Annotated in this window: 4 protein-coding genes and 2 pseudogenes; all 6 read left to right on the top strand. The window is 67.1% G+C overall.

Features of this window, described 5'->3' with window-relative positions; all coding sequences use genetic code 11:
• The 6 genes and pseudogenes from gspD to LRS03_RS26625 all read left to right on the top strand — a co-directional run bounded on the left by gspD (position 1) and on the right by LRS03_RS26625 (position 12,817).
• A pseudogene (gspD, locus tag LRS03_RS22660) lies at positions 1-2,264 on the top strand (type II secretion system secretin GspD).
• 18 nt (positions 2,265-2,282) lie between these two features.
• Positions 2,283-3,705, top strand: a pseudogene (gene gspE / locus LRS03_RS22655) (type II secretion system ATPase GspE).
• A 13-nt stretch (positions 3,706-3,718) separates the two neighbouring features.
• Positions 3,719-4,933, top strand: coding sequence for a type II secretion system inner membrane protein GspF (gspF, locus tag LRS03_RS22650; RefSeq protein WP_257828400.1), 1,215 nt, complete (start codon positions 3,719-3,721; stop codon positions 4,931-4,933).
• A gap of 216 nt (positions 4,934-5,149) precedes the next feature.
• Positions 5,150-6,151: an AAA family ATPase gene (locus LRS03_RS22645; RefSeq protein ID WP_257828399.1), complete on the top strand. Its 1,002-nt coding sequence runs from the start codon at positions 5,150-5,152 to the stop codon at positions 6,149-6,151.
• A gap of 188 nt (positions 6,152-6,339) precedes the next feature.
• The gene (locus LRS03_RS22640; protein WP_257828398.1) at positions 6,340-9,705 is read left to right on the top strand and encodes a type VI secretion system Vgr family protein; all 3,366 of its coding nucleotides are present in this window, start codon (positions 6,340-6,342) and stop codon (positions 9,703-9,705) included.
• Positions 9,706-9,715: 10 nt separating this feature from the next.
• Positions 9,716-12,817, top strand: a complete 3,102-nt coding sequence (locus LRS03_RS26625; RefSeq protein ID WP_308296457.1) for a phospholipase D-like domain-containing protein — start codon at positions 9,716-9,718, stop codon at positions 12,815-12,817.
• Positions 12,818-12,843: the final 26 nt, after the last annotated feature.

Below are 12,843 nucleotides of genomic sequence, written 5' to 3'. Positions count from 1 at the left end.
ATGAAAAATGCACCCCTCCACAAGTCGCTGCGCCCGCTCGCCGCAGCACTTGCCGCCGTGCTGCTCAGCACGGCCGCCCTGCCGCCGCTGGCCTACGCGCAAGCGCGCGAATCGCGCTTCAAGGGCGAGCCGGTCACGCTCAACTTCGTGAACGCCGACATCGAGGGCGTGTCGCGTGCGATGGGCGCGATCTTGAAGCAGCAGTTCGTCGTCGATCCACGCGTCAAGGGCACGATCACGCTCTACAGCGAAGAGCCCCTGTCGCCGCGCGAGGCCTACCTCAACTACCTCGCCGCGCTGCGCGGCCTGGGCTTCACGGTGGTCGAGTCGGGGGGCTCTTCAAGGTGGTGCCCGAAGCCGATGCCAAGCTGCAGTCGAGCACCGTCTCGGTGGGCGCCGTCGCGCGCCAGGGCGACCAGGTGCTCACGCAGATCTTCAAGCTCAGCCACGAGAACGCCAACAACCTGGTGCCGGTGCTGCGCCCGCTGATCAGCCCCAACAACACCATCAACGCCAACCCTGGCAACAACACGCTCGTCATCACCGACTACGCCGACAACCTCGCGCGCATCGCCAAGATCATCGCGGCGATGGACACGCCGAGCGCCGGTGATGTCGAGATCATCGGGCTCAAGCATGCGGTCGCGGCCGACGTGGCCACGATGGTCCAGCGCCTGAGCGACGGCAGCGCCACCGCCGGCGCGCCCGGCGTGCCTGGGGTGGGCGCCGCCACCTCGGCGGTGATGGTCGACCCGCGCAGCAACGCGCTGATCGTGCGCGCCTCCACGCCGGCCCGCATGGCCAGCATCAAGGCCATCGTCGAGAAGCTCGACCGGCCGACCACGGGCGACAACCCGATGGGCAACATCTACGTCGTCTACCTGAAGAACGCCGACGCGACGCGTCTGGCGACCGTGCTGCGCGCGGCCTACAGCGCCGGCAGCACCTCGACGGGCGGCGCTGGCGGCAGCCTCGGGGGCGGCTCGGCGCAACCGCAGGCCCAGGCGAACGTGGGCATCGGCGGGCAGGCCGCCGGTGGGCAAGCGGGCGGCCAGAGCGCTGCGGCAGCGAGCCCCATCACACCAGCGGCTGCACCATCGACCGGCGGCATGATCCAGGCCGACCCGGCCACCAACTCGCTCATCATCACCGCGCCCGAGCCGGTCTACCGCCAGCTGCGCGCGGTGATCGACCAGCTCGACTCGCGTCGTGCGCAGGTCTACATCGAAAGCATGATCGTCGAGGTGATCGGCAACAACGCCGCCGACTTCGGCTTCCAGTGGCAGGGCCTCAGCGGCAAGGAAGGCGACAAGGTCGGGGTGGTGGGTGGCACCAACTTCGGCACCAGCGGCAACCTGCTGTCGATCACCGCCGCGCAGGTCGCCGGCACGCTCACCAGCGCCGCGCTCGGCGAAGGCCTCAACATCGGCATCATCAAGGACTTCGCCGGCACCTACGGCCTGGCCGCCATCGCGCGCTTCCTGCAGAGCCAGACCAACACCAACATCGTCTCCACGCCGAACCTGATCACGCTCGACAACGAAGAAGCCAAGATCATCGTCGGCAGCAACGTGCCGTTCATCACCGGCCAGTTCACCAACACCGGCACGGCCACGACCAACCCCTTCCAGACGGTCGAGCGCAAGGACGTGGGCATCACGCTGCGCATCAAGCCGCAGATCGGCGAGACCGGCACCGTGCGCATGACGATCTACCAGGAGTCGTCGAGCCTCAGCCGCGAGGTCGCCCCTGGCACCACCAATGCCGGCCCGACCACCAACAAGCGCTCGATCGAATCGAACGTGGTTGTCGACGACGGCCAGATCATCGTGCTCGGCGGCCTGATCGAAGACCGCTTCGAGGAGACGAAGAACAAGGTGCCGCTGCTGGGCGACATCCCGCTCCTGGGTGCCCTCTTCCGCAGCGAGACGCGCGAGAAGCGGCGCACCAACCTGATGGTGTTCCTGCGCCCGGTCGTGATGCGCGACGGCGCCTCGGTGAACAACTTCTCGCTCGACCGCTACGACCTCATCCGCGCCTCGCAGAAGGACGCGCAACCCTCGCGCAGCCTCATCCTCCCGAACGACGCTCCGGTCGTGCCGCCGCTGCGCTCGCCGCAGGACAGCGAAGCGTCGCGCCGCCTGCGCGAGTCGGCGCCGGCGACGCCACCGCCCGCGTCGACCCCGCCGCAACCGGTGCCGCCGCCCCTGGTCTCGCCCCCGGCCGGCGCCTCGGCCCCGGCGGGCGGCGCACGCTCGAACTGACCCGCACGGACGCACGCCATGGGCGCTCGCCACCCCCTCCCCTACGCCTACGCCAAGGCCCACAACCTGCTGCTCGAAGACGACGGCGAGCAGCTCGTGCTCTGGGCGCCCGAGACGGTGTCATTGCCGGCGCTGAGCGAAGTGCTGCGGCTGTATTCGATCGACAAGCTCGAGCGCGAGTCGGCCAGCACGCTCGGCAACCGCATCGCCGCCGCCTATGCGGGCGGCGAGTCGAGCGCGGCCACCGTGATCGGCGAAGTCGAGAGTAAGGTCGACCTGTCGCGGATGATGCAGGACCTGCCCGCGGTGGAAGACCTGCTCGAAGCCGCGAACGACGCGCCCATCATCCGCATGCTCAACGCCCTGCTCACGCAGGCCGCGAAAGACGGCGCGAGCGACATCCACATCGAGCCCTACGAGCGCTCGAGTTCGGTGCGCTTCCGCGTCGACGGCACGCTGCGCGAAGTGGTGCAACCCAACAAGGCGCTGCACGCCGCGCTGATCTCGCGCCTGAAGATCATGGCCGAGGCTCGACATCTCCGAGAAGCGCCTGCCGCAAGACGGCCGCATCTCGCTGCGCATCGGCGGCCGCGCGGTCGACGTGCGGGTGTCCACGCTTCCCTCGTCTCACGGCGAACGTGCGGTGCTGCGTCTGCTCGACAAGGGCGAGACCAAGTTCACCCTCGAAGGCCTGGGCATGGGCGGCGACACGCTCAAGAACTTCGACAAGCTGGTGCAGCAGCCGCACGGCATCGTGCTCGTGACCGGCCCCACCGGCTCCGGCAAGACGACCACGCTCTACGCCTCGCTCGGCCGCATCGACACCAGCACGACCAACGTGCTGACGGTGGAAGACCCGGTCGAATACGAACTCGCCGGCATCGGCCAGACGCAGGTCAACGCCAAGATCGACCTCACCTTCGCGAAGGCCCTGCGCGCCCTGCTGCGCCAGGACCCGGACGTGATCATGATCGGTGAGATCCGCGACTTCGAGACCGCGCAGATCGCGGTGCAGGCCTCGCTCACCGGCCACCTGGTGCTGGCCACGCTGCACACGAACGATGCGCCGAGCGCGGTGACCCGTCTCACTGACATGGGCATCGAGCCCTTCCTGCTGTCGTCGTCGCTGCTCGGGGTGCTGGCCCAGCGCCTGGTGCGCAAGCTCTGCCCGCATTGCAAGAAGCAGGACGCACGCGGCCGCTACCACCCCGTGGGCTGCCCCGAATGCGGCCAGAGCGGCTACAAGGGCCGCACCGGCGTGTACGAGCTGATGGTGGCCGACGAGAAAGTGCGGGCCCTCATCCACGGCCGTGCTGCCGAATCGCAGATCTTCGTGGCGGCAGAAGCCAACGGCATGCGCTCGATGCGCGAGGACGGCGAACGCCTCGTGATGGAAGGCATCACCTCGCCCGAGGAAGTGATGCGCGTCACGCGGGAATAAGGAGTAAGGCTCGGTGCCTGCCTACAAGTTCGAAGCGCTCAACGCGGCCGGCAAGACGACCACGGGCCTGGTCGAGGCCGACAACCTGAAGGCCGCGCGTTCGCAGCTGCGCGCCCAGGCCCTGGTGCCGCTCGACGTCACCCAGGTCGCGTCTGCCGGCACGGAGACCAAGGGCTTCAACCTGTCGCGCAAGGTCTTCAGCTCCACCAGCCTCGCCGTGTGGACACGCCAGCTCGCCGGCCTCGTCGGCGCCGGCCTGCCGCTCGAACGTGCGCTCACCGCGCTGAGCGACGAAGCCGAAGACCCCCGCCAGCGCGAACTGGTCGCCCACCTGCGCAGCGAAGTCAACGGCGGCTCGCCCTTTGCGCGAGCGCTCGGCAGCATGCCGCGCGAGTTCGACGAGGTCTACCGCGGCGTGGTCGCAGCCGGCGAACAAAGCGGCGCCCTCGGCACCGTGCTTGAACGCCTCGCCGACGACCTGGAAGGACGCCAGCAGCTTAAGGCCAAGCTGATCGGCGCGACGCTGTACCCGGCCATCGTGTCGCTGATCGCGGTGGTGATCGTGATCTTCCTCGTCACCTACGTGGTGCCGCAGGTGGCCTCCGTCTTCACCAACTCCAAGCGTGCCTTGCCCGCGCTCACCGTGGCGATGCTCGCCATCAGCGCCTTCGTACGCAACTACGGCTGGTTCATGCTGCTGGCGCTGATCGGCGGCGGCATCGGCTTGAAGCTCATGCTGCGCAACGAAGTCTTTCGCGAGCAGTTCGATGCGTCGATGCTGACCGTGCCGCTGATCGGCAAGCTCGCGCGCGGCTACAACGCGGCGCGCTTCTCCGGCACGCTGGCCATGCTGGCGGGTGCCGGGGTGCCCATCCTGAAGGCGCTGCAGGCCGCGGCGGAAACGCTGTCGAACCGCGCCATGCGCGCCGACGCGATGGATGCGCTGGTGCAGGTGCGCGAAGGGGCGCCGCTCGCCTCAGCGCTCGCGGGCAAGAAGCGCTTCCCCGGGATCATCGCGATGTTCGCCCGCCTGGGCGAACAGACCGGCCAGCTGCCGCGCATGCTGGAACGCGCCGCCACACAGACCAGCACCGAGGTGCAACGCCGTGCGCTGGCGATGGCAACCATCCTGGAGCCTCTGCTCATCGTCGTGATGGGTGCGGTGGTGATGTTGATCGTGCTCGCGGTCCTGATGCCGATCATCCAGCTGAACACCTGGGTCAAGTAAGGCCCCCCAGTCGCTCTCGCTCCTGCCCCCGAGGGGCGCCGTCCTGAGGACCGGCGGAGCCGGATCCTCGGACGTGGCTCGATGTCGCAGGGCTTTGCCGGCGATCCTGGCACGCCACTTGCGAAGAAATGCGCAGGGATTCGGGTTGTCATTGATGGATACGCCAGGCCGTGGTTTGCTTCAATGAATCGACGGTTTGCGTTTTCTGGAGGTTGTATGAGCGCATCCAAGGATCTGGTCACGGTGTCGGCGCGTGGGGGCAGCATTCCCATCGCCCGCATGCGCAGTCTCTATCAGGTCGACGAGGTCGGGCGCAAGCTCGACAAGTTGCCCGAGAAGGAGCATGAGCACCTGCGCTCCACCTACGAGCGCATGCTCGAGAAGGGCCCCGAGCGCTTCCAGGTCAAGCCGTCGGGCATCCCGGCGATGGACCACCTCTACGACGACCTGCCCAACTTTGCCGACGTGCTCGATGACGTGAAGCGCCAGATCGCACTGTGCGAAGACAGCCGCGACGCGCTGGAGATCACGCCGGTGCTGCTGCTCGGCCCACCGGGCGTCGGCAAGACACATTTCGCCCGCGAACTCTCCAAGCTGCTGGGCACCGGCATGGGCTTCATCTCGATGAGTCCGCTCACCGCGGGCTGGGTGCTCTCGGGCGCGTCCAGCCAGTGGAAGGGCGCGCGCCCCGGCAAGGTGTTCGAGACGCTGGTCGATGGCCAGTACGCCAACCCGGTGCTGGTGGTCGACGAAATCGACAAGGCCGGCGGCGAGCATGCCTACGACCCGCTGGGCGCGCTCTACAGCCTGCTCGAGCACGACACGGCGGGAAGCTTTACCGACGAATTTGCCGAGGTGCCCATCGACGCCAGCCAGGTGATCTGGGTCGCCACCGCCAACGATGGCCGCAACATCCCCGAGCCCATCCTCAACCGGATGAACGTCTACGAGGTGCAGGCACCTGACCGCGACGCTGCCCGCCACATCGCTGCAAAGCTGTACCGCAGCATCCGCGCCGACCACGACTGGGGCAGCCGCTTCGCACCCGAGCCCAGCCATGACGTGCTCGACCGCATGAGCGAGATGGCGCCGCGCGAGATGCGCCGCGCCTGGATGACCGCCTTCGGCAACGCCAAACTCGCCCGCCGCGACCGTGTCGACGTGGCCGATCTGCCCGAGGCGGGCTTCAAGAAATCGAGCATCGGTTTCGTGCAGTAACCCCCTGCTCCAGGGGGCCGCGTCTCATCCCTCTTACAGGGGGCTGTAACGCTTTGTGTGCCGCGCGCCGCGACGAGGCTGGCGCTGCAAAATTCCCGCTCGAAATCGGCACAGGGAAGATACAAGAATGCGAGACCGACTCAGCGACGCCACACAAGGCGCCGTGGGCAGCATGCTCAGTGGGCTCGATGGCGCACTGGACTTCGCTGCTCGCGAGCTGGACCAGCGCACAACGCCTGTACAACCTGGAAGGCGAAGGCCAGCTGAGCGACCTGATGGTCGAGCGCTTCAGCCTGGTCGATACGGTCAGCGAACCCTTCCAGCTGCAGCTGCACACCCTGTGCGTGCACAACCGCATCCGCCCGCAAGGCCTCCTGGGCCAGCGCGTCACGCTCCTGGCCACGCTCGCCGACGGCACCCGCCACCGCCGCAGCGGCCTTGTCTTCGAAGCACGTGACGGCGGCGCCGACGGCGGCCTCGTGCGCCACCAGCTGCTCATCCAGCCCTGGATCGCCCTGCTCGGCCACACCCGCACCAGCCGCGTGTGGCAAGACAAGACCATCGTCCAGATCCTCGATGACGTGCTCGGCGCTGCGGCCTACCAGGCCCACGCTGCCTGGCAATGGGGCGAGACCAGCGCCGACGGCGACACCGAAGACCTCGCCGCCTTCCTCGCCCGCGGCCCCAATGGCGGCGTGCGCTCCTACTGCGTGCAATACCGCGAGAGCGACCTCAGCTTCCTGCAGCGCCTGCTGGCCGAAGAAGGCCTGGGCTGGCGTGTCGAAGAGGCGGAAGATGCGCCGAGCGGCCACCGCATCGTCTTCTTCGCCGACAGCGCGCGCTGGCCCGAGAACAGCACCTCGCGCAGCGCGCTCGGGGGTGCCGGCATCCGCTTCCACCGCGCCTCCGCTGCCGAAGAGCAAGACGCCATCCAGAGCTTCGGCGGCTGGCGCCAGCTGACCCCCGCGGCCAGCGCCGTGCTGCAGTGGGACTACCAGAGCAAGAGCGTCATCGCGGCCGACGCGCCCACCGCCTACGACTACACCAGCGAGACGCTGCGCGACATGGCGCCGTGGCTGCAGCAGTACGACCCGACCGGCGCCACCGCCGACACCGGCACCTGCAGCAGTGGCGCACTGCTGCACCGTGCCATCTGCCGCCAGCAGGCCTTCGAAGCCCGCCACAAGACCTGGCTCGGCCGCAGCACCGTGCGCAGCCTGCGCGCCGGCGAACACTTCGCCCTCACGCAGAGCACGCTCGACGCACTCTCCGAGCTGCAGACCGACGCCGACCGCGAGTTCTGCGTGCACAGCGTGCACGGCCTGGGTGTCAACAACCTGCCCAAGGAGCTGGGCGAACGGCTGATGCAACGGCCGGCGTCCGACCCGTTTGCCGAACTCGACGGCACACCCGCCACCGCCCTGCAAGACACCCTCGAACACGACCCCGCCCTCAGCGCCCAGGCGGCCCAGGTCGGCTACGCCAACCGCTTCGAAGCCCTGCGCCGGCTCATTCCCTGGCGCCCGCTGCCGGCCACCGCACCCACCGCCCTCGGCGCCCAGACCGCCGTGGTCGTCGGCCCCGACGGCAGCACCACGCCCCAGGGCGCCGACGAGCTCTACACCGACGCGCTCGGCCGCATCCGGGTGCAGTTCCACTGGCAGGCCGCCCCCGGCGCCGATGGCCGCGCCGACAACCGCAGCAGCTGCTGGGTGCGCGTCGGCCAACGCTGGGCCGGTGCCGGCATGGGCCTGCAACACATCCCGCGCATCGGCCAGGAGGTGCTGCTCGACTTCATCGAGGGCGACATCGAACGCCCCATCGTGCTGGGCAGCCTCTACAACGGCCGCGGTGAAGCCGGCCTGCCGCCCACACCGGGCGGCGCCGCGGCCGAGACTGACACCAGTGCCTACAAGACCAGCCACAACCACGGCCCCAGCGCACAAGGCAACCTTATCGGCAGTGGCTCGGGTGGCCACAGCCCGGCCTGGCACGGCGGTGCACCCGGCGCCGCCACCAAAGACGCCCCCGCGCAGAACAACGCTGCCGCCCTCAGCGGCTTCAAGAGCAAGGAGTTCGGGGGCGAAGGGTTCAACCAGCTGGTGTTCGACGACACCCCGGCGCAACTGCGCGTGCAGATCGCCACCACCCAGCACGCCACCCAGCTCAACCTCGGCCACCTCATCCACCAGGCCGACAACCACCGCGGCCACTACCGCGGCCAGGGCTTCGAGCTGAGGACCGATGCGTATGGCGCGGTGCGCGCGACGAATGGTCTGCTGATCACAAGCTTCGGCACCCGTGAGGCCGACCCGGCGGGCGACAACGCGGCCGGCATGGCGCTGCTCAAGCAGGCCGCAACGCTGGCCGACAGCTTCAGCAACGCCGCCAAGACCCACCAGACGACCACGCTCGCCAGCGCCGTCGGCACGGTCAAGGCCAACCAAAGCAATCTCTCCGACAAGCTGGCCCCGATGAAGGCCTTGCACCAGTCGGCCAGCGGGATGGTGAGCAACGCGTCACTCGACGCTGCGGTGGCCGACGCTGGCAAGAAGAGCACACAGGCCAGCGACGGCAAGCTGCCTCACAGCACCGACCCGATCGTCGCCATCACCGCCAAGGCAGGCCTCGCAACCGTGGCCGGGCAAGACATCCAGGTCGCCAGCGGCGAGGCCATCAGCTGGCAGGCCGGGCAGGACCTGCAGCTCGCAGGCGGGCAGCAGCTGCGCCTGCACACCGGGCAAAGCATTGGGCTCTTGGCCGGCGCCGTGCAGGCCGGGCAGGGCGCCAAGGGCACCGGGCTCACGATGATCGCGGGCAAGGGCCCGGTCCAGATGCAGACCCAGGCCGATCAGGCGGAGGTGGCAGCAAAGAACCTCGTCAACGTGCAAAGCGCCAACGCGCACATCGACTGGGCCGCAGCGAAGAAGGTGACGCTGACCACCTCGGGTGGCGCGCAGATCGTGATCGGCGCCGAAGGCATCACTGTTCAGTGCCCGGGGCAGATCACCGTGAAGGCGGCCAGCAAGAGTTTTACGGGTGGGGGGAGTGAGAGTTATGCGTTGCCGGCGCTGCCCCGCTCCTCCATGCCAGAGCGCGAGATGCAGTTTGACCTGACCTTGCGCGACTCCCCCGGCCCGAACGGACACCCCTTGGCCTTGTCTCCCTGGTTGATTGCGCGAAGTCGCCAACAACCACAAGGCATGGGCAGTATCCGCATCGAAGATGTGATCTTGCGCGGCAGCAGCGATGCCAACGGAAAGCTCACGTTGAATGCAGAAGAACAGAAGGCTTTGGCACGTGCCTACTGCGCCGCACCCGACGAAGTGTGGGTGCTGTATCCCGGCCATGCCGTGCGTCTGGAGGTCGCGAAGGAACAAGCCGACTGGAGCCATGATGAACGTCTGCGGCAAGCGATGTCCGCCGCCGATTTCACAGGCGAGCTTGCGGCGCATCGGCACGCGCCAGGGGTGAACGACTCCGTGCATCTGGCCAAACAGGCCACCCAGGTCGCAGGTGAATCAAGCCTGGCAGACAAGCTCATGAAGGGCTGATGCAGTCACCATGACCAAAACCATTCATCAGATCGTTGACAAAGACGGCCACAGCGCAACAGGCGCCACTTCTGCACCCGGGTGGTTCATCGACGAGCACGACCTTCAGGTGCCCGGATACGCGAAGGCCACGCGCGGTACCGGCACGCTCGGCTGGGGGCCTCTGTTTGCAAAAGCTCACGCAGGCAACGCAGTCGAGTTCTTCGCCACGGGCAGTGCGTACTTTGAGAGTGTCGCCAGGGCGATCAGTGCGGCAACCAGCTCGGTGTTCATCGCAGGGTGGCAGATCAACTATGACGTTGAATTGAGCGGAACGAAGACACTCTTCCATTGCCTGCAAGACGCGATGAAAAACGGCGCAACGGTCTACGTTATGCCGTGGCTCGCCCCGCCTGCGATCGACACCGGATACCTCGCCACGCTGATGGCGGTCTACCATCTGAACGGCGCAGGCCTGCCCGGCCGCGCGCATTGCCTCCCCGCTCCGGCACAGAGCGATCAGCAGGCGCTGAACGTCGCCTTCGCCCATCACCAGAAGCTCGTCGTGGTTGACAACCGCAAAGGCTATGTCGGCGGCATCGATCTGGCCTATGGTCGCCGCGATGACGCCAACTTCAGCCTCAAGGCCGAGGGCCGGCGTTTGAACGAGTTCTACAGTGCGTGCGTGCCGCCGATCCACACACTCACAAACGTCGAGCTGCAAGATTGCGTGACCGTCGCGGAGCTGGTGGCAGCAGCTTTTACCCGAGGTGGAGTCCGCAGTGCGGCGACCTTCGCCACGTCACCCTCGGAAGGCGTGATCGCACGCGGGCTGGACGCGGCCGGAGCGGTGAATGAAAACATCAAGAATGCCGCTGGCGCCGTCAGCGACTGGTGGAAGAACACCAATTTGCTTGATGACATCACCGGCCCCATGCAGGATGCCGTGATGGACGCAAGCCAGGCTGCAAGTCGATGGGCCTGGGGCCGGCTCGACGCGGGCATTCGACAACGACTACTCAAGCTCTATGACTCGGGAAGCGCAAACGCCGCCAACGCGGGCTCAGCGCTGATGGCGTGGCTCAACGGGGGCGATCTGTCCCGCCTGCCACCACAGATGTGGGCCGAAGTGGCGCACCTGGTCAACGCCGTGACCTACGGCTTGGTAGCTGCCACCAGCGCCGCCACGGCCCACAAGCCTCAGCGCTACGACCGTCTTTTCGAGAAGGTCAAGAGTGTTCCTTCGGGAGCAAGCACACGAGACTCCGCGGTTCAACCACGGATGCCTTGGCAAGACATCCAGTGTGCCGTCGAAGGCCCCTCGGTTTTCGATCTGTCCATGAACTTCGTGCGCCGTTGGAACTCTGTTGCCAACATGTTCGACAGCTCCATCTCTCGATACCGCGACGAAAAGGTCACCAAATGGCTGCGCTCTGCGGGTGTGGTGGTGCCATCCCAGCCGAAGATGCCACGCGTGAACGCCGCACATGAACCCAAGCGCGATGTGGGCCGCAAGGGTGGCAACTGGGTGCAGGTGCTGCGTAGTGCGCCTGCGCGCCTGCTGGCCGACGAAACTGCGGCGCTGGGCACGCGGGAGGCACAACCCGCACAGAACAACTGCCTGAAGGCCACGCTCAAGGCCATCCACTCATCGCAAAACTTCCTCTACATCGAGGGGCAGTTCTTCCAGACCGCCCATGGCGCGAGTGGTGCGACGGATGCCGCGCTGTCCGGCCCCATGGGTGCCCTGCTCGACCTCAAGCGCTCTCCCGGCTATCGAAAGTTTGCGCAGATGCTGGAAGTCGAGGATGTGCCGCTGCTCGACATCCCTCGCCGCCTGCGCTGGGCCAAGGTGGACGATGTGATGAAAGAGGTCAATGGCCCCGAATTCATGAGCGACCTCAAAGGCGTGCTCAAGAACATGGCCACGATCGAGGCCTTTCGCCTGCTGGGCAACCCGCAGAATGAATTGCAGAACCCGATCGGCTGCGCGCTCGTCAACCGCATCGAGCGCGCTGTTCTCGACGGGCTGCCGTTTCATGTCTACCTGGTGCTGCCCGTGCACCCCGAAGGCACGCTCGACACCCTCAACATCATGACCCAGGTGCACCTCACGATGCATTCGCTGGTGTTCGGCCACCACAGCCTGCTCAACGGCGTGCGCAGGGCGGTGCTGGTGGGGCGTTATATGAAAGAGCAACGCCTCACCCCGGGTCAGGCGCGCGAGATGGTGCATGTGATCCCGTTGGACAGACTGGAGCAGCTCGTCGGGACTGCCTGGCAGGACTACCTGACGCTGCTGAACCTGCGCAACTGGGACGTGCTCGACGGCAAGCCGGTCACCGAGCAGATCTACGTGCACAGCAAGCTGCTGATCGCAGACGACCGTGTGGCGGTGCTCGGCAGTGCCAACATCAACGACCGCAGCATGTGCGGCGACCGCGATTCGGAGCTGGCGGTGATCGTGACCGACGAGGCGCAGAAGTGGGTCAAGCTTGATGGGGTGCACTCTGTGCCCGTGGCGGCGAGCGTTCACAAGCTGCGGCGCGACTTGTGGGAGAAGCACTTCGGGCTTAAAAGCCGCAACCGGCGCGCTAGCGCGCTGGCAACGGATGCGGTGCTGGAGGGAGCGGCGGCGCCGGCGACGTGGCGGGCGATTCAGAAGGTGGCGAAGCGCAATGCCGACGTGTATGAGGAGGCTTTCTGGTTTGTGCCGCGCAGTGGTGCTCGCCCCGAGATTCAGCCCAAGGAAGCCACAGACAAGCTGCCTGGGCCTCCTCCGGGGTCGCTTTGGCCGACCTGGAGGTACAAGACGTATCAGGACCACGAGAAGGGGGGCGCGCTGGCCTACCGCATGCCCTTCGATCCCCTGTTCTGGCGCAAGCCCGAGCGCGGCGATGCCGTGAGCACCTGGAATGTGGGGAAAGAGGCCTCGAACGCGATGGCTCCGACCAAAGCACCTTCAGCCGCCGACATCCAGGGGTACATCACCGCTCTTCCCATCAACTGGACGGGCCGCGAGAACAACCAGTCCGGGCTGAGCCTGCGCGTGCTGGCGCAGATCGAACGCTTGCCGGGTGGCGTGCAGGTCGCGGGGACTCCCGAGCCTGCGGCGGGGAGTCAGCCCGCATGAGTCGCAACAAGCGCTCGCGCAGGTCT

It is taken from the genome of Rhizobacter sp. J219 (genome assembly GCF_024700055.1).
In the GTDB taxonomy this organism is placed as follows: Bacteria; Pseudomonadota; Gammaproteobacteria; order Burkholderiales; family Burkholderiaceae_C; genus Rhizobacter.
This window is presented reverse-complemented; position numbering and strand designations above follow the sequence as displayed.